Source organism: Pelagibius sp., assembly GCF_028289705.1.
GTDB lineage: Bacteria > Pseudomonadota > Alphaproteobacteria > Kiloniellales > Kiloniellaceae > Pelagibius.
The window spans coordinates 35,626-59,126 of record NZ_JANQOI010000034.1; the positions used below are offsets into that span (position 1 = coordinate 35,626).

Consider the following 23,501-nt stretch of genomic DNA (forward strand, 5'->3'; position numbering starts at 1 on the left):
GGTTTGTTCCAATAGCAGAACCTATAATTCTTGGTCGAGAAAACTCGACGAATATTTAGGCGAATCAAATCTAATGGATAGTCTTGCCAACCTGAAACGCGCGGCAAAGGAGGAGATGGCTCGCCTGGAGGCGCGTCTGGGGGAAGCCGTGCCGCAAGACTGGGTCGCCCTGGGGCCGGATGCGGAGGGGGGCAGCGAGAAATACACCTGGGTGCCGGAGAACATCGAAAAGATCAATCGGCGCCTGCGAGACTCACGGCCGGCCCGGCTGCACGACTTCAACAGATATGTCCTTCTGCACTACATCGCCTGCTTTTCCCGGGAGCAGAGCCGCTACCGCCTGCCACATTCCATCAAGGCCCTCTACGTCGGCCAGATCGAGCGGATCCTGCGCCAGATCGAGAGTTTCGAAGACGGCTTTTTCGACATCGCCGACGATGGTTTTCTCAAGGACCTGGCGATCCTGACACACCGCTTGATTCCCGTTGGTGCGGAATTCGCCGAGGGCGGCGCCGGCATTCCCCGGCGGCTGATCATCGCGGGCGGGCCGAAGCAGATGTTTGCCGCCCTTTGGCTCCTCCTCTTTCGCTGTCGCGGCCTCGCGCCGTTCTTTGCCCTCCATGCCCACACGCTGTCCCTGGAGGACTTCAACCTCGAGGGCTGGCGCAGGACCTATCACCGGCTCGCCGAACTGTTGGATCTGAACCCGCAAATGAAGGGCTGGCTGAGTGCGAGCTGGTTTCTCGACCCGGCGCTGGAGACCATCAGCCCCCACCTGGTGCATCTTCGCGAAGTTCCGACCGAGAACGGTGCGGCCCTGCTCTTCGTGAGCCGCGACCAAGAGGGCAAATCGGGGGCGCTGTCGAACTCCGCCACCCGGCGTCGGCTCTTCGCCGAGGGGACCTACATCCCGGCCATCTACATGCGCGTCTGGCCACGCAAGGCGCTGATCGCCTGGAGCCGGGGGCACCGGAACGAGCCCAAGCGGCTCGTCGGCCATCAGGAAACGTAGCGCAAGAAGCACGCGCCAGGGCAGCGCCGTTGCCGACGATCAGAGACGCGCAACAGCCATTAAGGGGACGCCGGTCCTCATTTTTGCACCGATCGAAAAGAGACATGCTGTCGGAGCTTGTCGCTGATGGCCCCCAAAGACTGGCCACTGAAGAAAACCTGTCCCCAAGTTTCCAGCATCACAAGGCGTGTCTTCAGGCGCTGGTCGGCCTCGCCCAAGAGGAACTCGAGGTCACTCTCGGTCAAATCAAACCAGTCTGCGACGAGCGCGTCCTTGAAGTAGTCACAGGCGATGTCCATGCGTCGATAGGCAGAGACCGGAAAGCCAAGCTTCTTTCTTTGGCTCAGCGACTTCGGCAGGTAGCGGTCGGCAACGCGGCGCAGGATCCACTTGTCGCGGACGAAGGGGTGCTCCTTTTCCCAGACACCCGAATCCCATCGGATCTTATGCCGGAACGGCAGATTGATCGCAGTCTCCACCAGTCTCTCGTCGAGGAAGGGAAAGCGCGCTTCGATGGAGGCGGTCATGCCCATGGTGTCGTTTCGATGCAGGAGGGTGCGGAGGTGAAAACCGAGTTGCTCGAGCGTCTGGATATTGCGGTCGGGTTCTTTGCCGGTGAGTTCCCGATATCGGGCCCAGACCCGCCGCTGGCGCCTGGGACCCTCGAACTGTCCGAGCATTTGGCCGATAAGCGCGTGCATCTTGTCATGCGCGGGCCAGAGCTGGTCGCCTATCATCGGCACCCGCCGAACCAGGCCGGCCAGACGATCCATCTGGCGGCCATAAAAATCCCAGAAGGGCTTCTGTGCGAGGCGGCTGTAGCCTAGGAAGCATTCGTCCGATCCTTCGCCGGTCAAGACGGCCTTCACCCGGTGCTCTTGAACCAGCTTCGAGACCAGGAGGAAAGGGATGCTGTGCGGATGGTAGGAAAAGGGCTGCTCATAGTGGAGTAGCACCTCGGCCATCCGGTCGACAAAATCGCTGTCGTGCACCTCGACGGTCACGAGATCGAGCTTCAGGTGTTTGGCCAGGGCCGCCGCAGCGTCATACTCGCTGAGCGGGCCGACCACGTTGGCGTGAAAGATCGCCAGGTTGTTGTGCCGCTTGGCCGCCATCGCCATAAGCAACGAGGAATCGACGCCGCCACTGCACAGGGCGCCCACCGGCGTGTCCGCGAAGAGCATTTGCTCAACCGAGCTCTGTAGCAGCTCATCGGCGCGATCGATAACTTGCTCGTCGCTCAGCCGCGCCAGTTCCTCGGCCTTGCCGGGGTCGATCATTTCGGTCAGATCGCAGTGGTTGGAGAAGCGCGGCGTTTCCCCCACCTTAATGCGGATCAATGCTCCTGGCGGCACGATGGTGACATTCTCGAAAAGGCACTTGTCGCGCACCGGTTGGCCGAACTGCATGAGGTAGCGGATCATGTAGGGACCATTCGGTCGCAAGTTCACCCAGGGCTGGAAGGCCTTGACCTCCGATGCAAAGAGAAGCTGTTGATCGTCCTGGTAAAGGACCAGCGGTTTGATGCCGAAACGGTCTCGCGACAGAACAAGGCTGCGTTCCTGCCTGTCGAAGAAGGCGAAGGCATACATGCCCTGCAGGCGGGGCAGAGTGGCTTCCGCGCCGTCGGTGATCAGGGACAGCAGCAGCACCTCGGTGTCGCTCGTGGTGCGAAAGCGCAGGCCTCGGGCCTCCAGATCCTGGCGAAGCTCCTTGAAGTTGTAGATCTCGCCATTGTAGACGAGCCCGTAGCGCCCTTCCGGGTCCCACAGAGGCTGATTGCTGCGTTCGTCGAGGTCCAGAAGGGAAAGCCGGGTGTGGCCGAGCCCCACGCCCGCCTCCCGATAGGTGCCCCTGCCGTCGGGTCCGCGGTGCCCCAACAAGGCGATCGTGCGTTGCAGCCGGGCGTCGTCAGGCTCGCGACTGCCGTCGGCGTAGACAATCCCAAAGATCCCGCACACTGACCTCTCCCCCCCAACGGCCGCGTCGCTCGCTCAGCGCACTAGGTTGTGCGACAAGGCACCGCCCTAGTAACGTCATTTAATTGGCCTCTCAGTCAATTAACAATCCGTGAAACTGCCCGAAAGTGCGTAACTCGGAAGAACCGGAACCTCGGCTTCGAGAATGATTGACGATCACCGTTCGCTGCCGTGTAAGATGCGGTTCAGCGGGCCTGGCTGGCCTGGACGCCAGTGGCATGGCGCCGTGACCGGGTTCCCTTTGAGACACCAGCGCTGCCGGGAAACCGCAGATCGCGGTTATGTTGTGAACGCGGGCATGACGGCTCCAGGGTCTGCTTGCGATGTCGCAGCGGCATCGACCCGGGGAGCGCAACAGGTGTGTGAACTGTGGGACGGCGGCGCCATGCGATATGCTGAATGCCTTAATCCAACGAAAACCACTGCGTTCCCGGGACCCGCGGCTCGATTGGGAAAAGGACCGGCCTGAGCACGATGTGCGGACTGATCGCTTACTACAAAGCGTCTGAAAGGCCGTTGGATCCTCAACTGATCGAGGACATGACCCACGCGCTGGCCCATCGTGGGCCTGACGACTACGGCTTCTGTTTCGCCGGCGACAACGGCCCGGTCCTCTGGCGCAATGCGCACAACACCCCGCCGCTGCGTGAGCGCGGCGTGGCCATGGGCCACCGCCGAATCAGCATCTTCGACCTCTCGACAGCCGGCCGGCAGCCCTTCGTGAGCGCGGACAAGCGGTACGCGATCCTGTTCAACGGGGAGATCTACAACTACGTGGAGCTGCGCGAGGAGCTGGTTCAGCGGGGCCATCGCTTCTCCACCGACTGCGACACGGAGGTCTTGCTCGCCGCTTATCAGGACTGGGGGCCGGACTGCTTCAATCGCCTGAACGGCGTCTTCGGCATTGTCGTCTGGGACCACCAGACAAAGGAACTGGTCGTGGCCCGCGACCGCCTGGGTGAAAAGCCAATGCTCTACACCTGCCTGGACGGGGATTGGATCTTCACCTCCGAGGTGAAGGCCCTTCTCAAACATCCCGGCATCGCCCTGCGGCCCAACGAACAGTCCCTCTTGCAGTTTCTGGCCAACGGCTGGTCACCGATCGGCGAGGAATGCTACTTCGCGGACATCAAGGCGGTGGAGCCGGGAACCTATCTGACCCTCAGTAACGGCAGCGTCACAAAGACCCGCTTCTGGGACATTGCCACCATGGACAAACGCTCGCCCCGCAGTGACGCGGCTGCAGCGGAGGAGCTGGACGAGCTGCTGACCGATGCGGTGCGCATTCGCCTGCGCGGCGACCTGCGGGTCGGCGCCATGCTGAGCGGCGGCCTTGATTCGACCAGCGTGATCTCATCCATCGGGACTGTCCTGGAATCCCGCCCCAGCGACGGGCGCATGATCGGTGACCGACTGCAGGCCTTCACCGCCAGTTTCCCTGGCATGCCGATCGACGAGACCGACAAGGTCGAGGAACTCTGCCGCTCCATCGACATCGCCGTGCACAAGATCTTTCCATCGGAACAATCCAACGTCGAGGAGCGATTGAACGCGGTCGCCTTCAGCATGGAGGGGCCCTTTTGGAACCCCGCTATCTTGGTAAATGACAGTTTGATGAAGCTGGTCAGCGGCAGCGATGCCCAAATCGTCCTGGACGGCCTCGGCGGCGACGAGCTCTTTGCCGGCTACGGCCGGCACCTGCCATTGGCCCTGCGCGACAGCCTGCACGGTCTGCGCTTCGGCGAGGCAATGGGCAATCTCACAGGAATGAAACGCTGGCACGGCTGTTCGGTGCCAAAGGAGCTGGTGCGCGCGATGCTGCCCCGCCGGTGGCATGACGGTCTACAGGGTTCCCTTGAAGCCCTGCGTGGCGAACGCAAGTCACCCGATGCCGAGCTGTTTCGCAGCCCACTGCGTGACCAGGGTAGGGGACGCGCCGGCTTCGGCGGGTCGAGCGAGCTCGACCGCGCACTCAGAAGCGACCTGGTGGAAAGCAATGTGCCACGCTGGCTCGAGATGGGCGATCGCATCAGCATGGCTCATACAGTGGTCAGCCGATCACCGTTTTTCGACCACCGTTTGATCGAATTTGCCTTCGGACTGGACAATGGCCTCAAGATCCGCAAGGGAAAGACCAAGCACCTTCTGCGCGAGGCGAAACGCCGTCAACTTCCCCCCATCATCGTTAACGACTTCCGGAAGCTGCCCTTCTCCGGCCCCGGCTCCATCTGGCTGAACGGTCCTCTCAAGTCCCTTGCCCTGTCGCTGAAGGATGAGAAGGCATCAAGGCTCGCGGCCTTCCTGCATCCAAAACCTCTCGGCGCCATCGTCGACGACTTTTTCGCGAACAGCGGCGCCCAGGGTGGCGCCATGTGGCGGCTCTGGCGGCTGTTGAGTGCCGAGGCTTGGTTGCGCGCGTATTTCTGAGGCGCAAGCAGCCGAGCCGTACCGCTCCGTCCGCCTCCTGCCGTGCAGCTACGCAGCGCTGAGTCACAAAGCAATCAAAGTCTTATGGTTAATTTCCGCTCCGATGGTTGTGCTCCATCTGTGAGTTCGACTGAAGGGTTGCCGCCGCGCCCTTAGCACCCCTTCTTTGGGGGTTCGGAGGGCATCGGAGGGTGAACAACCGCTAGGCGTTATGCTAAGAATGCCCGGCGATACGGGGCATCAATCAAACTGGGCCGAGGCATCATGAACGACTCCGCTGTGACCGCAGGCGAGACCGCGTTGAGCGACACTGTCCGGCAAGTGAGCGGTCCGCTCGAAGGCGACCCGCGCAGCGCCACATTTCCTGACCTGTTCATGGAGCAGGCGGCGCGGACACCGGCGGCGACGGCCCTGGTGTTCGGGGAGACGAGCCTCTCCTATCAGGAGCTGGATCGGCGCTCGAACCAGCTGGCCCACAAACTTCAATCCCTCGGCGTGCAGCCCAACCAGCCGGTCGCCCTGGCGATCGAGCGCTCGGCGGACATGGTGGTTGGCCTACTGGGTGTCTTGAAGGCCGGCGGCGCCTACATTCCCCTCGATCCGGCCTACCCCGGCGAGCGCATCGCCTTCATGCTGGAGGACTCGCAAAGCAAGCTGATCCTCACCCAGGAAGGCCTGCTCGGCAGCCTTCCGGCCGGCGACGCAGAGCTGCTCTGTCTCGACCGCGACTGGCCGCAGATCGCCGAACACCCCGAGACGGCTCCCGAGAGCGCGGCGACGGCCGATGACCTGGCCTACATCATCTACACCTCCGGCTCGACGGGGCGGCCCAAGGGGGTGGAGATCCAGCACCGCGCCCTGGCCAACTTCCTCGCCAGCCTGCGCGAGGAGCCGGGGCTGAATGCCGATGACCGGCTTCTGGCCGTCACCACCTTGTCCTTCGACATCGCCGGCCTGGAGCTCTACCTGCCGCTGACGGTGGGCGCCCGCGTCGTCCTCGCCAGCCGAACCCTTGCCGGCGACGGCCGTCTGCTGGCGGAGGCCATCGAGAAAGAGGCAGTCACCGTCATGCAGGCGACGCCGGCGACCTGGCGCCTGCTTCTGGAGGCGGGCTGGGCCGGCAAGGCGAGCCTGCGCATCTTCTGCGGCGGCGAGACCCTGCCGCGCGATCTGGCCGAACAGCTGCTGCCGCGCTGTGCCGAACTCTGGAACCTCTATGGCCCGACCGAAGCCACCATCTGGTCAACACTGCAGCGCGTCGAGAGCGGCGACGGGCCGGTGCCCATCGGCCATCCCATCGCCAACACGGAAATCCAGATCCTTGACGAGGCCCTGAAGCCGGTGGCGGCTGGCGAAGCGGGCGAGCTCTTCATCGGCGGCGAGGGTCTGGCGCGGGGCTACTTCAAGCGACCCGAGCTCACCGCCGAACGCTTCCTCGACCATCCCCTTGAGACGGCGAGCGGCAAGCGTCTCTACCGGACTGGAGACCTGGCGCGCCTCCGCCCGGACGGCACGCTGGACCACCTGGGCCGCGTGGACTTCCAGGTCAAGGTCCGCGGCTTCCGTATCGAGCTCGGCGAGATCGAGGCCAATCTGGAGCAGCAAGAGGCCGTCAATCAGGCCGTCGTGATGGCCCGCGAGGACCGTCCCGGCGACAAGCAACTCGTGGCTTACCTCACAGCGAAGCAGGGGCAGCAACCCACCAGCCGCGACCTGCGCGAGGCCCTGGCGGCCCGCCTGCCCGACTACATGGTCCCGGGCCTCTTCGTCACCCTCGATGCCTTCCCCCTGACCCCCAACGGCAAGGTGGACCGCAACGCCCTGCCGGCGCCCAGCATCGACCGCGGTTCCTTGGCCGAAGACTACCTGGCCCCGCGCAACGAGGGCGAAACGCGCCTGGCCGCGCTGTGGTCGGAGGTGCTGCGGGTCGAAACCATCGGCGTCAACGACAACTTCTTCGAGCTTGGCGGCGACTCCCTGAAGGTGGCCCAGATCGCCACGCGCGTTCGCGAGACCTTCAAGGTCAACATGCCCCTGCGCCTGCTCTTCGAGAACCCTACGGTGGCGGACCTGCTGCCGCGGGTCGAGGCCCTGCCGCCCAGCGCCGAGGGCTTGGAGGAGTTGCCGCTTGTAGAGGTCAAGCGGGGAGAGCACATCCCGCTGACCTTCGCCCAGGAGCGGATCTGGTTCATCCACACGCTTAATCCCGACAATCTGGCCTACAACTTCCATTCCTGGATTGCCTTCCGCGGCAAGCTCAACTTCGCCGCCTTGCAACAGGCACTGGACGAGATTCTCCGGCGTCACGAGAGCTACCGTTCGTCCTTTCCGATGATCGAAGGCCGGCCGCAACAGGTGATCCATCCGGCCGAGCCCTATTCGCTCACCCTGATCGACTTTTCGGTACAGCCCGAAGACCGGCGCGAGGCCGCGCTCAAGGCCTGGTGTGCCGAGGAGTTCGACCGCCGTTTCGATCTGGGTGCGATCCCCCTGGTCCACTGGAACCTGGTCAAGATGGGCGAGGATGACCACCGCCTGATGCACTCGGAGCATCACCTGGTCCACGACGGCTGGTCGTTCAATGTCTTCCTCCGCGAGCTGGTGGATCTCTACCGCGCCTATGCCAAGGGCGAGCCCTCGCCGCTGCCCGAGCTGCCGGTCCAGTTCGCCGAGTTCGGCACCTGGCAGCACCAGTGGATGCAGGGGGCCGTATCGGACCACCAGCTGGCCTATTGGAAGGAGCGCTTCAAGACCATTCCGCCGGTTCTGGATATGCCGCACAAGGGCCCGCGCCCGGCCAGCCAGACCTTCCGCGGCACCTCGCTGCGCCCGGAGATTCCGCTCGATCTCTGTAACGACCTGCGCGCGCTCAGCCGGCAGGAAGGCAGCAGCTTCTTCATGACCATGCTGGCCGGCTTCATGGCGCTGCTGCATCGCTACAGCGGCGAGGACGACGTGGCGATCGGCACCTTCTTCGCCAACCGGCGCCAGCAGGCCTCCGAAGGCCTGATCGGCATGATCCTGAACAACGTGGTGATCCGCGCCTCCCTGGAGGCCAATCCCACGGTGCGCGAATTCATCGCCCAGATACGCGACCTGCTGCTCGAAGGCGCCGAACACCAGGATGTGCCCTTCGACCGGGTGGTGGAGGCGGTGCAGCCGAAGCGCGACCTCAGCTACAACCCGCTGTTCCAGGTGATGTTCAGCTTCCACGACGAGCCCATGCCGGAAGAGACCCTGGAGGGGCTGGACGTCAAGCTGACCCCGGTGCTCAGCAACGGCTCGGCGAAATTCGATCTCGGCGTGATCGGCATCCCCCATTCCGCCCAGAACGTGGGCCTGAAGCAGGGCAGCGATCAGGATGCGCTCACCATGATCTGGGAGCACAACACCGATCTCTTCGAGACCTCGACCATTGCCCGCATGATCGAGCACTACAAGATCCTGCTGGCGGCCATGGTCGCCGATCCCGAGCAGCGCATCTCCGAGCTGCCGATCGGCAGCCCGGAGGAGCGCCGCCAGCAGCTCGTCGAGTGGAACGCCACGGCGGCCGAACTGCCGGGCGACCGATGCCTGCCGGACCTGATCCAGGCCCAGGCGGCGCGCAGCCCCGACGCCGTCGCCGTGGTCTTCGAGAACCGGCAGCTCACCTATGGCGAGTTGGAACTGAGCGCCAACCAGTTGGCCAACCACCTGCGCGGTTTGGGGGTCGGCCCCGGCACGCTGGTCGGCCTCTGCCTCGAGCGCTCGCCGGCCATGCTGATCGGCCTGCTGGGCATTATGAAGGCCGGCGGTGCCTACGTGCCCATCGATCCGACCTTCCCGCGCGAACGCCAGAGCTTCATGATCGAGGACGCCAAGATCGGGCTGCTGGTGAGCGAAGGCGATCTTTGCCGGGACCTGGTGGGCGAAACGGTGACCCTGGTGCGCCTCGATGCCGACAGCGCGGCCTTGGCGGAACAGCCGAAGACACCGCCAGAGGGAGTCGGCCTCGGCCCGGAGGACCTCGCCTACGTCATCTATACCTCCGGCTCCACCGGCCTGCCCAAGGGCGTGCGGTTGCCGCATCGCGCCCTGGTCAATTTCCTCACGACAATGGCCGAGAAACCTGGGCTAACGGCAGAGGACCGGCTCTTCGCGGTGACCACCCTCTCCTTCGACATCGCCGGCCTGGAACTCTATTTACCGCTGACCGTCGGCGCGCGGGTCATCATCGCCAGCCGCGCGGTGGCGACCAACGGCGAGCTGCTGGCCGAGCAGCTTCGCGAAACCGGCGCCACAGTCATGCAGGCGACGCCGACGACCTGGCAGATGATGATCGACAGCGGCTGGCAGGGCGATCCGCAATTCACCGCACTCTGCGGTGGTGAGGCACTGCCGCGGACGCTGGCGGAGCAGTTGCTGCCGCGGGTCAAGCGCCTGTGGAACATGTACGGCCCGACCGAGACGACCATCTGGTCGGCGGTGCACCCGGTGGAGAGCGGTGAAGGACCGGTGCCGATCGGCCGGCCCATCGCAAACACCCAGATCTATCTGATCGATGCCTACGGCAAGATCGTCCCGCCGGGGGTCATCGGCGAACTCTGCATCGGCGGCACCGGCGTGGCCCTCGGCTATCTCGACCGCCCGCAGCTCACCGCCGAACGTTTCATCGAGAATCCCGTGGCCGACGCGCCGGATGGCGTCATCTACCGCACCGGCGATCTGGCGCGCTATCAAGCCAACGGAACGCTGGTCTGCCTGGGCCGGACCGACCACCAGGTCAAGATGCGGGGCTTTCGCATCGAACTGGGCGAGATCGAAACGCTGCTGGAACGCCAGGACGCCGTGCGTCAGGCCGTGGTGCTGCTGCGTGAGGACGTACCGGGCGACCAGCGCCTTGTGGCCTATCTGGTTCTGGCCGGTGAGGGCGGCGACGGGACCACGGGAGAGATCCTTTCCCGTCTGCGCGATCATCTGCCGGACTACATGACACCGAGCATCGCCGTGGTGCTGGACAGCCTGCCGTTGACGCCCAACGGCAAGATCGACCGCAAGGCCCTGCCGGAGCCGCAGGGCATTCGCGACGAAGCAGCGGCCAGCTACCTGGCCCCGCGCAATGCGGTGGAGCAGGAGCTGCAGGAGATCTGGCAGGAGGTGATCGGCGTCTCGCCGCTTGGCGTGCACGACGACTTCTTCGAGGTTGGGGGGCATTCCCTCCTCGCCATCCGCTTGGTCGCGGCGATCGAGAAACGCATGGGCCAGCGCATTACCCTGGCCGCCCTGCTGCAGGGCCGGACCATCGAGGCAATCGCCCGCATGCTGGGAGCGACAGAGGTGGAAGCACCGGCGCCCAGCGCTGTCCAGGTGGACCAGCTCACCGGCGAGGAGAGCTTCCTTGCCGTACAGAGCGCCGGATCGCGCACGCCCTTCTTCGCCGGCGGCAGCCATCCGCGCTACCGCGAGCTGGCGCGGCGGCTGGGTACCGACCAGCCCTTCTACCAGCTCGACATCTATGCGCTGCAAAGCCAGCGGATGTCTCAGGGTCTGAAGCCCTTTGACCGGATTGAGGACATGGCGACCACTTATGTGCGCCACCTCCAGTCGGTGCAGCCTGAGGGACCCTATAAGCTGGGCGGCGGCTGCGAGGGCGCCTATGTCGCCTTCGAAGCGGCCCTGCAACTGCAGCAAAAAGGCCAGGAGGTGAGCTGCCTGGTTCTCTGGATCCCGCCGGCCATGCGTGAAGCGCCGGGCTTCGTGCTGGGCAGAACCTTCCCCTTCCGGGTGGCCAAGCAGCTGCATCAATTCGTCAGCAGCGGCGCCTACAGCAACCTGCGCAGGGCCACGCTGTCCCATCAGCTGCGCCACGAATACATCGACTACAAGATCTTCCGGGCAATCGATGGCTACCTTCCGGCCCGGCGCTTCGACGGTGAGGTCGTGATCGTGCGCACTGAAACCAGTCCGCGCAATTCCCGGGATCTGAACCAGCAATGGTATGACAACACCACGAAGGGCGGGTCGGTCCAGGTCATGCCGGGCGACCACGGCAACTGGCTGGACGACGACCACATCGCCAACTTCAGCGATTTGCTGAAGAAGACCCTCGGCGGGGACTAGCGGTCCAGGCTGCGGAAGCGGCAGAGCGGCGGCGGCCCCTCGATCGCCAGCGCGGCCCTGAAGCGTTGGTCGAGGGGTGTCTCGAGGGCTAGATCCATCAGCGACCATCGCCCCGCCGCACCGGGGTCGAAGTCGGTGGAGATCAGCCGCGCCGGCGCCCTTGGATCCACCGATACGCAAAACCCGTCAAGCGGCAGGCTGAGGCCACCGCCATAGGCTTTCAAGAGGGCCTCTTTGCGCGTCCAGCAGGCAAAGAAGGCCTGCGCATAGAGCGCCTGCGGGATGGCCGCCAGGGCGGAGAGCTCGCCGCGGGCGAAGAAACGTTTGGCCACGGCTGGCAGATCGTCGCTCGGGCGCAGCGCCTCAAGATCGACACCCAACGCACGCCCGCGCGCCACCGCCAGCAGGGCTTGGCCGGCGCTGTGGGAGAGGTTGAATTGGATATCCTCGCCCTGCGGCGGTCCGCCCAGCGCCGGCTTTCCGGCCGAGCCATAGGCAAAGCGCAGGGCCGCAGGATCCCTGTCCAGATAGCGGGCCAGGATCCGCCGCAGGGCCGCCCGGCCGGCAATGAAATGCTGCCGGTCCCGGTCAAAGCGGAAGCGCGCAGCCCGTGCGGTCTCGTCCGCGCTGAGCAGTGCCGCCTCGCCCTGCCCCGCGACCTCATCCAGAGCGATCGGCCAGAGATCGACCGCGCCGTTCAGCCCCGCCGGCTTCCGCGGCGACCGCTCGTTCTGCCGATGGGGCCCACCGCGCTCCGGCCCCTCGCCGCTCGCGCCTCTGCCCAGCGGCCGCTCGGACCCTCGGATTTCCATGACGCTGGAGGGTAGAGGGCGCGCTGGGACGCAACAAGGCTGCTTCGCCGTGTGCGAGCCTTCGGTCATTCACGCATCGCGCTTGCCCGCACAGACCTGGAAAGAGCGGCGACTCGACCCATAGCTGTATTCCACTAGAAAATAAAACTCGGAATAAATTGAACCCTTCATGGGACAATTGATTGAAGACAGCAACCAAAGTGATGCCCAGCAACCAACCTGTTTCAATTAGCGAAACAAGAAATAAAGACTAACCGCGGAGTTTGCTGAATAGAAACAACAAGAACCAAAAATGTCATTGGTCAGGGGATGGGCTCCCGATATATATGGTTAACACTTTCGAATAGGGAAATCCCTTCCGATTCGCCGCTGAAAGGAGTCGGCTCTGAAGCCCCGCAAAAACGCCGACCTCACCTCACGTCCAGCGGCCCTCATCCCCAGAGTCTTGATTCTAAACGAAAAATTCAAGGCGTTTTGTAATCGCTTGAGTTCAATAGGGGCTCTTGCAAGACGCCGTGAAGTAAAAACCGGGGATCTGTGTCAAATCGGAGACTTCTGTTCATTCAGGCGTTTCGGCCCGACCGCGTTAACTTTTTTTTCTTGGCTCTTTGAGAGTCTTAAACCCGCCAGGACGGCCGTTTCGACCAACCTCCTAACGTGAACGGAAAGTAATGGGATACTACCCTTCGTCCGAAGACCTGCACCCTTCACTGCCAGCGACTTCCCTCGCTCTCGGAAGCAGCACGAATCCACCGGTGCCGTCGCCTCCGAACGCCAGGGCCGAGGCCCTGCGCCGTTTCGATGAGGTGTTCAAGGAAGCCACGGCGAGTGAACCCCACGAGATCACCGAGGCCTTTCGGTTGCGTTATCAGGTCTATTGCCTGGAGCGCGGCTTCGAGGAGGCCGAGGCCTTCGCCGGCGGCATGGAGCGCGACCAATACGACGACGACGCTTTCCACACGCTGCTGACGGATCGGAAAAGCGGTCATGCCCTAGGCACTGTCAGGCTCATCAAACCAGAGGCCGCGTCCGATTGGCTGTCCGAGCTGCCCCTGGCCGCCTATGCTCCTCCGGAGAGCGTCGAGGAGTTGCTCCGGCTGCCCGCCGGCGCGACTGCAGAAGTCTCCCGCTTCGCCATCGCGCGCTCGGCGCGCAAGCTGCTGCGGTTGGTTCCCAGGCAGGACGGTACCGAGCTGGAGGAGCAGCCGCGCTTGCGCGAAAGGCTGCTGCCCTATATGTCCCTCGGCCTGATCCGCGGCCTGGTGCGGCTCAGCATCGAGCAGGGCATCACCCATTGGTGCCTGGCAGCCGAGCCCAGCCTGCTGCGGCGTCTGCGCGGCTTTGGCCTGCACTTCAAGGATGCCGGCCCCCTGGTCGACCACCGGGGATTGCGCCAGGTCTGCTATGCCGAACTGAAGAGCCTCCTGGAGCGGGCCGAGAAGGAGCGCCCGGAGTTCTGGAGCGTGATCACGCAGGGCGGATTTCTGACCCCCGCCAACCGCGTCATGAAGGCCGCCTAGCCGCCGCGACCCTGTCAGTGCGAATGGGCCGCGCTGCGCCTCCGGCTCGCGCCGGACGAAGTCTTGCCTGCCGTCAACAAGTCATACGAGTAAACAACTAAAACGTAAAACTCCTCGTAGGCTTCAGTTAACTCAAAATCGAACGGGTGTTCCGCCGGTGCCGGCATTTACCGAGCATTAACGGCGGCAAGGTATTTTTGTGTCACAGAGACAACAAATTAGATGTATCGGTCGTCTCGGTGATTTAACAGCGCTCAGGAAGTCTTGCTGTAGCAGTGACCGGGCATAGGTGACGAGGACGGTGGTTGAGTGGGTCGGCTTTCGTCTGAAAACTGCGTCACAAGGACAAGAATCCATGTCCATCATCGTTGAAAACCCGGGTCTCACGAAGGCACAGCCTCCGGCCGTCGCCCGCTCTTCGAAGAGCGGACCGAACCCCGCAGTCGCCTCGCGAGTCGCCCGCGATCTCTATCGGCAGTACTTCGATACCCTGGTGGTCACAGACGACGACAAGGAGCTGCGCGACGAGGCCCTTCGCCTGCGCTATCAGGTCTACTGCGTCGAGAACCCCTTTGAGGATCCGGGCGACAACCCCGAGGGTCTTGAAAGCGATCCCTTCGACGCGCGTGCCGTTCACTGCCTTCTGCAGCACAAGCGCAGCCGCGCCATGGCCGGCACGGTTCGCCTTGTCCTGCCCAACCAAGACGATCCGGCCCGTAGCTTCGCGCTCCAGGAAGTTTGCCAGGACCCGCTGATCTCCGACCGCGAGCGCTTTCCCATTGCGAAGATGGCGGAGGTGTCGCGGTTCTGCATCTCGAAGGACTTCCGACGCCGCCAGGGCGACTGGCTCTATCCCCAGAGCAATGAGCCGGAGGACAACAGCGACGAGCGCCGGGTGATCCCCAATATGACCCTGGGGCTGATCGAAGGCCTGGTGCGCATGAGCCTGGAGAACGGCATCACCTATTGGTGCGCTGTGATGGAGCGACCCCTGCTGCGTCTGCTCTCGCGCCTGGGCATTCACTTCAACGACATCGGACCGCTGGTGGACTACCACGGCCGACGCCAGCCCTGTTTCATTCCCCTCGAGACCCTGCTGCGCCGCGTTCACGAGGAACGTCCCGACGTCTGGCAAATTCTGACCGATGGCGGACGGCACTGGGATCAACTAGAGTGTGCCCTGGCAGCCGACTCTCAGTAGGGTAAGTCGGCAATGAGACAGCTTCGGACGGCGCACCCCATGGCCGACGCCGGCTTCGACTACGATGAAGCCTTCGACCGCAACATCGGCTGGGTAACCCAGGACGAGCAGCGCAGCCTGCAGTACAAGCGTGTGGCGATTGCCGGCATGGGCGGCGTCGGCGGCGTGCATCTGCTTACTCTGACCCGCATGGGTGTCGGCGCCTTCAACATCGCCGATCTCGACAGTTTCGAGCTGGCGAACTTCAACCGCCAGGCCGGGGCAGCCCTCTCGACCATCGGCAAATCCAAGGTCGAGGTGATGGCCGGGATGGCGAAGGACATCAATCCCGCCCTCGACCTCCAGACCTTCGGCGACGGCGTGACCGAGGCCAACATCGACGCCTTTCTGGACGGCGTCGACCTCTTCGTCGACGGCTTCGACTTCTTCGTGCCGGACATCCGGGCCAAGGTCTTCCGGCGTTGCGCGGAACGCGGCATTCCGGCGATCACCGCCGGCCCCATCGGTTTCGGCACCAGCTACATCGTGTTCCTGCCGGGGCGCATGACCTTCGAGGAATACTTCCGCATCGAAGGCCTGCCCAAGGAACGCCAGTACGCGCGCTTCCTCCTGGGCCTGACGCCCAAGGGCCTGCACCGCAGCTATCTGGTGGACCCCAGCCGCCTGAACCTGGTGGAAAAGCGCGGTCCCTCCTCGGCGGCGGCGGTCCAGCTCTGTGCCGGGGTGGTCGGCGGCGAAGCGGTGAAGATCCTGCTCGGCCGCGGCAAGGTCCGCGCCGCCCCCTACTACCACCAGTTCGACGCTTTTCAAGGCCGGTTCGTTTGCGGTCGGCTGTTCATGGGCAACAGAAACCCCCTGCAGCGGCTGAAGCTCAAGATCGTCGAGCAGAACATTGCCATGACCTTGGCTCTGGCGGAGGCACAGCGCAGCGACCTGTCGGCAGACGCCCCGGAGATCGAGAAGATCCTCGATCTCGCCCGCTGGGCGCCCAGCGGCGACAACTCACAACCCTGGCGGTTCGAGATCCTCGACGAAGACTCGCTGATCGTGCATTTGCGCGCTCAGTCGGACTGGGATCTTTACGATTACAAGGACGGCCAGCCAACGCACTTCTCCGGCGGCATGCTGCTTGAGACGCTCCGGATCGCCGCCTCTCAGTTCGGCCGCATTATGCTTTGGTCCCATGCCGGCGGGAGCGGACTGACTCAACAGGTCCGCGTGGAACTGCCCAAATCTCCCGGCACCGTCGAAGACCCCTTGGTCCCAACCATCAAGACCCGTTCCGTCGACCGAACCCCCTACGCCCGGCGCAAGCTCGGCGAGGCCGACAAGGCCGCACTTGCCGAAGCGCTGGGCGAGGAGTTGGCCATCGAATGGCACGAGCCGCTGGGTGACCGGCTGAAGCTGGCGCGGCTCAACGCCATGGCGACCGACATTCGCCTGCGCATCGAGGAAGCCTTTCGCGTCCACAGGGCAATGCTGGACTGGGATCGCGATTTCAGCCCGACCGGCATTCCGGCCAAGGCCGTCGGGCTCGATGCCGGGACCTTGAAGGTTATGCGCTGGGGCTTCAAGGATTGGCGGCGCCTGCAAAGGATGAACGGCATGCCCGGGGGCCTTCTGCCGACGATCCTGCAGATGGACTATCTGCCGGCAATCTTCTCAGCGGCACTGTTCACCATACGCCGCGTAGGGCCGGCAGACGCCAATGGGTCTGAGAGCGAGGCTCTGCTGCGCATCGGCATCGCGTTGCAGCGCTTCTGGCTCGTTGCCGAACACCGCGGGCTGGTCCTTCAACCGGCCTTGGCGACCGCCATCTTCGCCCACTACGGGCGCCACGACGAGTCCTTCACCGAAGATGACAAGGTTCGGAAACGGGCCAAAGACCTGGCCGGAGCCCTGCAGCAGGGCGGCTACGGCGGCGACGATCTTGTTTTCCTCGGACGTATCGGAACGCCGAAACGCAAGGGGCCGAAGCCGCGCTCGGTGCGCCGCCCGCTCTCCGAGTTGATCCTCCGGAAAGAGGAAGAGGCTGTCACCGCAGCCCCGGCAGCCGAACATCCGATCCCTCTGCAGAACGAAGCCTGAAGCCCGGTCCGCAGGTCAGTCGAAGTAGCCGGCCTGCACTGCCTTGCCGATCAGGTTGAGCATCAGGTTGCCTGCGGTGATTGCCGTGATCTGGTTGACGTCGCGCTTGGGGGTGATCTCGACGATGTCCATCCCGACGACGCGCCCTTTGGCGACGAGCCCCTGGATCAGCTTGCGGGCCTGCGGATAGGTAACGCCCCCCGGGGCCGGGCCGGCCACCGCCGGCATCACCGAGGGGTCGAGGCCGTCGGCATCGATGGTGAGGTAATAGGAACCGCCGTCGGGAATCCGGTCGAGCACGTCATCCATGCCGCAGTCCTGCAGCTCCAGATCGGTGATCAGGTGGGACCCATAGGCCATCGCCGCCTCCACCTCCGCGCGCCGGGCACTGCCCTGGCAGCGCAGGCCGATCTGAAAGATCTCGCCAACATGCTCCATCTCCGCGGCGCGGCGTATCGGGCTGGAGTAGCCCTCGCGCACGCCGAACTTGTCGTCGACCCAATCGAGATGGGCGTCGATCTGCACCAGAGTGATGGGCCCGCGCCCCTGGAAGGCCCGCAGCACAGGGATCGAGACGCCGTGGTCGCCGCCCATGACGATCGGCAGGGCGCCGGCCTTCAGGATCAGCGCCGCAGCGTCCTCGGCCCGGCGCGAGTGGCCGCGCAAATCCCGGGGATCGCCCAGCACGTCGCCGCAGTCGACGACGCGGACCGCTTTGCCGTCGAGCAGCGGAGCCCCGAGATCGAAGTCCCAGCGTTCCAGGCCGCCGCTGACCCGCCGCGAGGCACGCCGGATGGCCGTCGGCGCGTTGGTCTGGTCGTTGGTGACCTCGTCGATGTTGTAGGCATCGCCGTAAGGGATACCCAAGATTGCAACATCGGCGTCCAGCGATTCGAGGTCGAGAGCCAGATCGAAGCCTAGAAAAGTCTGGTGCAATTGCCGTGGACTGACGGTCAAAGGCGATGCCATGGTTCTTGTTCCTCCCCCATTGTCGAAGCGGACAGCGCGGATCGCGCCGCCGCCGTCCGCGCATAAAAAACGACGGCCCGAATACGGGGCCGTCCCTGAACCGGAGTGCCTTACTGCGAGATCCTGTTCAGAAGATCCTCGGCCTCGGCGCTGCCCGGAAAGCTCTTCCCGTTTGCCAGCAGGGACTGCAGCAGGCTCTTGGCCGCCGCGCCCTGACCGTCACGGTGGAGGCCGACGGCGTAGTGGAAAGCGATCTCCGCGTTGTCCGGAATGGCCTCATGGGCCTCGCGCAGCAGGGGCAGAGCACGCGCGGTCTCCCCTTGCTCCAGCAGGATCCAGCCCAGCGTATCCTTGATCGCAGGACTGTCCGGCGCCAGCGCCAGGGCGCGTTCGCCATGGGCGACGGCGCGCGCATCGCCCGCCTGGCTGTAGAGCCAGGCGAGGTTGTTCCAGACGATGGGATTGCCGCCCTGTCTCTCCTTCAGCGCTTCGTATTCCTTCTGCGCTTCCTCCAGACGGCCTAGGCCCAGCAGGGCTTCAGCCAGGACCATGCGCACACCGTCGTCGCCGGGCTCCTTGGCAAGCCAGTCTTGCAGGGAAACCAGCGCCGGCACCTCGTCCACCGGCGTGAAGGGCGTATCGCTGGCCACCGGCGGAGAACGGTCCCGCTGCAGTCTCGCCCGATAGAGGCCGATGGCGATCCGCCCCGTCGGTTGATCGCGCCAGCCTCTTTTGTAGGCGGCCATGGCTTCGCCCAGCCGATTGGCTTGCAGGTGCAGGTCGCCCACCATCTGGTTGCCCCAGGTGGCGTTGGGGTGTCGCCGCCAGATGCGTTCGGCATAGCTCAGCGCCTGCTCCGATCCTTCGGTGCGAAGCACGAGTTGGATCAGGGTTTCCAGGGTTGGCAGGTGTTCCGGATCGGCATCGAAGGAGCGTTCGAGAATGCCACGTGCCTTTTCGGTCTCACCCTGGGCCATGTGAGCGCGCGCCAGCAGCAGGTTCGCCGGGCTGGCATTCTCTGTTGCGTCCACCAGACGTTCGTAGGTTCTGACGGCCTCTTTGGTGCGGCCCGTCTGGATCTGAATACGGCCCAGTTCGGAGAGCATCTGGGCGCTGTCGGGATTGCGGCGTACGGCGTCGGCAAGGACCTGCATTGCCTGTTCCGCCTCGCCTGCCGCCATATGGTCCTCGACCAGGGCGCGCAGCGGCCTGAAGGCCTGAGGATCGGCCTTCACCGCAGTTTCCAGCACGCGGCGGGATCCCGCCGTGTCGCCGCCGCGCCGGAGCACCGCGGCCAGCCCGACAAGGGCGGTGATATTGTTCTGGTTGGCTTCGAGGATCGTCTTGTACTCGATCTCCGCTTGTTTCAGATCGCCGGTGCGGCCCATCAGCGCGGCCAGGTTGGCCCTGGCCTCGTGGAAGTCCGGATCGATGTCCAAGGCCGCAGTGAAGGCGGCCTGGGCCTCTTCGAAGCGGCCGAGGCCGACGTAGGCGCCGCCCTGCAGGTTCGGCGCCAGTGGGCTCTCCGGAAAGCTCTCCTGCAGGCGCTGGGCGACCTTCAGGGCTTCGTCGAAGGCGCCGGAGCGGAGATGAACGAAGGCCAGGACAAAACCGAGACCGGCGTTGTCGGTTCCCAGCTCCAGGGTCGTGTCGAGAACCGCCAGCGCCTCCTCATTTCTGCCCATGGCCAACTGGCTGATGGCGAGCTGGCCCAGAACCTGCGGATCGCCCGGGGAGTGGTCGGCAGCGCTGTGCAGGAATTCCGAGGCCTTGTCCGGCTGATTGTTCCGCAGATGCGCATTGCCCATCAGCAAGAGCATCTGGGGGTCTTCCGGTGCCTGCTCGAGGCCGCTCTCCAGGACGTTGATCGCTTCGGTGGCCGCGCCAAGGCCGAGCAGCGTGGAGGCGAGCAGCTTGCGCGCCTGCAGATTGCCGGGATGGGCGGCCAGGTGCTTGTAAAACCAGGTGCGCGCGGTCTGTAGCCTGCCCTGATTATAATAGACGAAGCCGAAGAGGAACTGAGCCGGCGCGAAGGATTCCAGCGTCGGCGCTGCCCCGTCCAGGATCTCCTTGGCGGCCTCGTAGTCGCCACCACGGACCTTGACCAGGGCGTGAACATAGGAGGTCAGAGGATAGAAGGGCGCCAGCGCGCGGGCGGCCAGCACCTCCGCCTCGGCCTCCTCGTCATTGCCGAGCGACAGAAGTGCAGCGGCCAGGCCGAGGTGAGCGCGAACCGACGCCACCGCCTCCTGCTGCTCGGCGTCCAGAATACTTCGGTAGACCGGAACCGAGGCTTCCGGGTCGCCTTTCAGGCGCAGGGCCTCAGCGCGCAGAACCGAGGCCTCCACCATGTTCGGGTCCAGTGCCAGGGCGGCCACCACGCGTTCTTCCACCAGCTCGAACTTGCGCTCGGCCATGTCCAGACCGGCGAGCCCAACATAGACCCGCGGGTCATCGGGGTTCTGCTCGAAGGCCTCCTGATAGGCAGCCCGCGCCCTTTCGGTCTGCTCCAGGCCGGCAAAGGCCTCGGCGCGGATCAGCAGCAGCTCATAAACGATCTCGGGCTTCTGATCTCTCGGGACCGGCGCTTTCAAAAACTCCTCGAAGCGCCGTTGCAGCAGCATGGCACGGCCCATGTGGACCAGAGTTTCTTCCGGGGGACTGCCGTAGCGCTCCGCCGCCTTCAGTTCCTTCTCCGCCGAGTCACCGTCGCCGAGAAGCAGGTGCATGCGGCCGAGCAGCAGGCGCGCTTCGGCATTCTCGGGATCGCGCTGAAGGGCGTTCTTCAGTTCGATCATGGCCGAGCGAATGTCGCCCTGATCCGCGTAGTCCACCGCCTTGTCGTAGAAGACCCGGGACTCCTCGGTGGGCGTGTTCGCCCAAAGCGGTGCGGCGCCGAGCCACCAACATGCAAGAGCGAGGGCGAGCGCCCTGGCCCCCTTGGTCAGTCTCTGCGAGTCTCTCTGGACGGTCCTGCGCATCTGTTGGTCCTACCTGATACGGCCCGGTTTCGGAGCGCTCCCTTGCCTCGGCGTTGCGGCAGGGTTTGCCCGCTGTTCCTGCCATCGCCGGTTCTCCGCCGGGCGCATTCTAGCCAACTCGCCGGTTCGGCGACAGTCCAACCAGCGACCATCCCAGCCAAGGGGCTGCCATTGGCCGTCCCGCCGGACCAGCAGCGGCGGGCTGCGGAGAACACCGACGGCTGGCATACTCGCAGGCACACCGCGGGTCCCTGCAGCCAAGGGAGGGTCGATGCCGGCTCGGCAAAGGTTGGATAAGGTGCGGGCCGGAGTGATCGGCTTCGCCGGACTGGTCGGCTTGACGGCAGGCTTCGGCGTCCCCGTCCAGGCCGGCGCGGCCACTTTCGCCGCCGACCCGGCCACCTACCGGTCGGTGGTGAGGGACCTCAGGCCGGGCGACCGCCTGCGGTTGAAACCGGGCCTCTACCGCCAGGGCCTGGCTCTGATCGACCTGCACGGGAGCCCGGGCCGACCCATCGTGATCAGCGGCCCACCCGACGGCTCGGCGGTGTTCCTCGGCCGCGTTAACCACAATACCGTGGAACTGCGCCGCGCCTCCCACCTCGTCCTTCGCCACCTCACTCTCGATGGCCGCAACATCCCCTTCATCGATGCCGTGAAGGCCCAGGATGTCACCCATCATATCACCCTGGAAAACCTGGAGATCCGGAACCACGCTTCCCACCAGCAGAACGTCGCCATCAGCACCAAGGCGCCGGCCTGGGACTGGGTGATCCGCAACAACCGCATCCGCAACGTCGGAACCGGCCTCTACCTGGGCGATTCCGACGGCAGTGCTCCCTTCGTCCGCGGCCTGATCGAGCACAATCTGATCGGCGACACCGTCGGTTACGGGCTGCAGATCAAGCACCAGCGCCCCCGCCCGGCGATCGCCGGGATGCCGGAAGGGCCCAGTTCGACCATCATCCGCCACAACGTCATCAGCAAGGCACGCCAGCCGCAGCGCGGCTTCGCAGGCGCGCGTCCCAACCTGCTGGTCGGCCACCTCCCGCGCAGCGGGCCGGGCAGCGAAGACACCTACGAGATCTACGGCAACCTGCTCTATCAGAACCGGGTCGGCGAGCCGCTGTTTCAGGGTGAAGGCAACATCGCCTTTCACAACAACCTGCTGGTCAACCACCAGGGCAACGGCATCGAGATCCGGCCGCATAGGGGCCGGCCGCGCCGCATTGCGGTCTTTCACAACACCGTGGTGGCCCGCAGGCTGGGGATCGAGCTCCGAAGCGCAGACCGCAACTTCGGCCAATGGGTCGCCGGCAATGCCGTTTTCGCCGAGCTGCCCATCCGCGCGCCCGGCGAGGCCCTGGAGCCCGGCAACAACTTCACTGCCGATTATGGCGCCGCCGGCGACCACCTGCGCCAGCCATTCGCCACCTGGCCGGCGCTCGACCTGCGCCCCCGCGGCGAGGGCCTGCTGGGCCCGCCGGTCGACCTGGGGCGCTTCGATGCCCTAGCCGACGGCGACCGGGATATCCTCGGCCGCCCCCGCCAGGGGCATTGGCGCGGGGCCTATGCCGGCCCCGGGCCGCAGTGGCTGCCCGGCCTCAAGGTTCGCTGACCCTCGCCCTGAAGGCGGCCAGGCGAAAACCCTTCTAATCTGCCGAATTCCGGCCTTTTTCGGCACTGTCCGGGTGCCGTCCGGGACCCCTTTCGAGTGACGTGTCACATGTTACGTCACCGTGTGTCACTTAAGACTGGGCCGGCGCAGATGCCATATCAGGGTCACTTCCCAAGCCAAGAGAAGCTTCAAATACGGGCCGCCACGGCCACACGTCAGACAGCGACGAGGAGACTTGAAATGAGCACCAACGGGACCCTGAAGTACGGTCTCAATCCTACCGTGCAGCTCTGCGGAAACATCTCACCTTTTTCCGCGATCTATAAGCTGAAGCAAGACGACCCCGATGCGCATGCCAAGGCCATCGCCGAGCTGATCGGCAGCGACGATTTCGGTGAGGCGGTCTCGGAGATGGCGATGATCCACATCTTCAGCCTCTCGCGCATGGACCACAATCATCTCTTCTTCCAGACCAACTTCGACGGCGACGTGGTCGCATATTTCGAGGGCTTCAAGCCCCTCGAAGCGCCGCTGCGCGAGGTGCTCTCGCACTTCGAAGGCGCGCCGGCGGCCGATGCCGCATTCACCGACCTGCTGGAGTTCATCGCCGCCGGCCAGGTCGAGGTCATCGGCTACTTCTGCGGCTATCCGGAACTGACGGTCAACCAGATCCGCCGCGACGCCGACTGGCGCAGCAAGCTGATCGACATGCAGAAGTCTCTCGCACAGCCCGCCGGCAAGGTGGCCTGGGGCCAGTCCGCCTCGGGGCTCGCCTGAATCTCGGGGCTCGCCTGA

Annotated in this window: 12 protein-coding genes; 8 read left to right on the plus strand and 4 right to left on the minus strand. The window is 64.6% G+C overall.

The annotated features are described in order from the left end of the window. The first annotated feature begins 73 nt into the window (after positions 1-73). Positions 74-1,012 (plus strand): hypothetical protein, encoded by a 939-nt coding sequence (locus Q0996_RS04415; RefSeq protein ID WP_299616430.1) that lies wholly within the window; start codon positions 74-76, stop codon positions 1,010-1,012. Positions 1,013-1,089: 77 nt separating this feature from the next. On the opposite strand, the gene asnB (Q0996_RS04420) is transcribed toward Q0996_RS04415, so the two are convergent. Beyond that, positions 1,090-2,973 carry an asparagine synthase (glutamine-hydrolyzing) gene (asnB, locus tag Q0996_RS04420; protein WP_299616433.1) on the minus strand — a complete coding sequence of 628 codons (1,884 nt, stop codon included), beginning with the start codon at positions 2,971-2,973 and terminating at the stop codon, positions 1,090-1,092. A 492-nt stretch (positions 2,974-3,465) separates the two neighbouring features. Between asnB (Q0996_RS04420) and asnB (Q0996_RS04425) the strand changes: the two genes are divergently transcribed. Then, complete coding sequence (asnB, locus tag Q0996_RS04425; protein ID WP_299616436.1) at positions 3,466-5,418, plus strand: asparagine synthase (glutamine-hydrolyzing); 1,953 nt, start codon at positions 3,466-3,468, stop codon at positions 5,416-5,418. 264 nt (positions 5,419-5,682) lie between these two features. After that, the gene (locus Q0996_RS04430; protein WP_299616439.1) at positions 5,683-11,517 is read left to right on the plus strand and encodes a non-ribosomal peptide synthetase; all 5,835 of its coding nucleotides are present in this window, start codon (positions 5,683-5,685) and stop codon (positions 11,515-11,517) included. Here the strand turns inward: Q0996_RS04430 and Q0996_RS04435 are convergent. Next, positions 11,514-12,398: a 4'-phosphopantetheinyl transferase superfamily protein gene (locus Q0996_RS04435; protein ID WP_299616442.1), complete on the minus strand. Its 885-nt coding sequence runs from the start codon at positions 12,396-12,398 to the stop codon at positions 11,514-11,516. The genes Q0996_RS04430 and Q0996_RS04435 overlap by 4 nt on opposite strands. Before the next feature lie 686 nt (positions 12,399-13,084). Between Q0996_RS04435 and Q0996_RS04440 the strand changes: the two genes are divergently transcribed. From Q0996_RS04440 to Q0996_RS04450, 3 genes are all read left to right on the plus strand, one after another. Further along, a complete protein-coding gene (locus tag Q0996_RS04440; protein ID WP_299616445.1) occupies positions 13,085-13,849 on the plus strand; it encodes a PEP-CTERM/exosortase system-associated acyltransferase in 765 nt (254 codons plus the stop codon). Positions 13,850-14,204: 355 nt separating this feature from the next. After that, positions 14,205-15,050 (plus strand): PEP-CTERM/exosortase system-associated acyltransferase, encoded by an 846-nt coding sequence (locus Q0996_RS04445; protein ID WP_299616448.1) that lies wholly within the window; start codon positions 14,205-14,207, stop codon positions 15,048-15,050. 12 nt (positions 15,051-15,062) lie between these two features. Then, positions 15,063-17,138: a ThiF family adenylyltransferase gene (locus Q0996_RS04450; protein WP_299616451.1), complete on the plus strand. Its 2,076-nt coding sequence runs from the start codon at positions 15,063-15,065 to the stop codon at positions 17,136-17,138. Between the two features lie 15 nt (positions 17,139-17,153). Here the strand turns inward: Q0996_RS04450 and Q0996_RS04455 are convergent, their stop codons facing one another. Together Q0996_RS04455 and prsT are read right to left on the minus strand one after the other, a co-directional pair. Further along, positions 17,154-18,107 (minus strand): agmatinase, encoded by a 954-nt coding sequence (locus Q0996_RS04455; protein ID WP_299616453.1) that lies wholly within the window; start codon positions 18,105-18,107, stop codon positions 17,154-17,156. A gap of 110 nt (positions 18,108-18,217) precedes the next feature. Beyond that, complete coding sequence (prsT, locus tag Q0996_RS04460; protein WP_299616456.1) at positions 18,218-21,088, minus strand: XrtA/PEP-CTERM system TPR-repeat protein PrsT; 2,871 nt, start codon at positions 21,086-21,088, stop codon at positions 18,218-18,220. Positions 21,089-21,359: 271 nt separating this feature from the next. On the opposite strand from prsT, the gene Q0996_RS04465 reads away from it, so the two are divergent. Both Q0996_RS04465 and Q0996_RS04470 read left to right on the plus strand, forming a co-directional pair. Next, the gene (locus Q0996_RS04465) at positions 21,360-22,706 is read left to right on the plus strand and encodes a right-handed parallel beta-helix repeat-containing protein (RefSeq protein WP_299616458.1); all 1,347 of its coding nucleotides are present in this window, start codon (positions 21,360-21,362) and stop codon (positions 22,704-22,706) included. A gap of 240 nt (positions 22,707-22,946) precedes the next feature. Continuing rightward, positions 22,947-23,483 (plus strand): hypothetical protein, encoded by a 537-nt coding sequence (locus tag Q0996_RS04470; protein ID WP_299616460.1) that lies wholly within the window; start codon positions 22,947-22,949, stop codon positions 23,481-23,483. The last annotated feature ends 18 nt before the right edge of the window (positions 23,484-23,501 follow it).

Excerpts from the sequence above, each read along its gene's own strand:
- Q0996_RS04415 (WP_299616430.1), top strand. The coding sequence starts at position 74 with ATGGATAGTCTTGCCAACCTGAAACGCGCGGCAAAGGAGGAGATGGCT.
- asnB (WP_299616436.1), top strand. The coding sequence starts at position 3,466 with ATGTGCGGACTGATCGCTTACTACAAAGCGTCTGAAAGGCCGTTGGAT.
- Q0996_RS04430 (WP_299616439.1), top strand. The coding sequence starts at position 5,683 with ATGAACGACTCCGCTGTGACCGCAGGCGAGACCGCGTTGAGCGACACT.
- Q0996_RS04435 (WP_299616442.1), bottom strand. The coding sequence starts at position 12,398 with ATGACCGAAGGCTCGCACACGGCGAAGCAGCCTTGTTGCGTCCCAGCG.
- Q0996_RS04445 (WP_299616448.1), top strand. The coding sequence starts at position 14,205 with ATGTCCATCATCGTTGAAAACCCGGGTCTCACGAAGGCACAGCCTCCG.
- Q0996_RS04450 (WP_299616451.1), top strand. The coding sequence starts at position 15,063 with ATGAGACAGCTTCGGACGGCGCACCCCATGGCCGACGCCGGCTTCGAC.
- Q0996_RS04455 (WP_299616453.1), bottom strand. The coding sequence starts at position 18,107 with ATGGCATCGCCTTTGACCGTCAGTCCACGGCAATTGCACCAGACTTTT.
- prsT (WP_299616456.1), bottom strand. The coding sequence starts at position 21,088 with ATGCGCAGGACCGTCCAGAGAGACTCGCAGAGACTGACCAAGGGGGCC.
- Q0996_RS04465 (WP_299616458.1), top strand. The coding sequence starts at position 21,360 with ATGCCGGCTCGGCAAAGGTTGGATAAGGTGCGGGCCGGAGTGATCGGC.
- Q0996_RS04470 (WP_299616460.1), top strand. The coding sequence starts at position 22,947 with ATGAGCACCAACGGGACCCTGAAGTACGGTCTCAATCCTACCGTGCAG.